We start from the raw sequence: 462 nt of genomic DNA, 5'->3' as shown, positions 1-462 counted from the left end.
TCACGTTGCGGCGCAGCGGGGCGGCTTCCTCGAAATGCCTGAGGAGCTTGCCGAAGTCCTTGATGCCGGACGCAGCCAGCGTCTTGATCGGGCCTGCCGAGATGCCGTTGGCGCGGATCCCGCGCTCGCCCACGGCTTCGGCCAGGTAGCGCACGCTCGCCTCGAGCGACGCCTTGGCCAGGCCCATCGTGTTGTAGTTCGGAACCACGCGTTCGGCGCCGAGATAGGTCAGCGTGAGCAGCGATGCCTTGTCGGACAGCAGCGGCAGCGCAGCCTTGGCCAGTGCCGGGAAGCTGTAGGCCGAGATGTCATGCGCGATGCGGAAGCCTTCGCGCGACAGCCCGTCCAGGAAATTGCCGGCGATGGCTTCGCGCGGCGCAAAGCCGATCGAATGCACCAAACCGTCGAATTTTTCCCAGCGCTGCCCCAGAGCGGCGAAAGTCGCGGTAATCTGCTCATCGC

General features: G+C 65.8%; 1 protein-coding gene. It reads right to left on the bottom strand.

The window, feature by feature from the left end; all coding sequences use genetic code 11:
- On the bottom strand, nucleotides 1-462 hold a 462-nt coding region (locus AC1DCP_RS26440), incomplete at both ends, for an SDR family oxidoreductase (protein ID WP_476774877.1).

Source organism: Agrobacterium sp. 10T429, from assembly GCF_056393925.1.
This window is presented reverse-complemented; position numbering and strand designations above follow the sequence as displayed.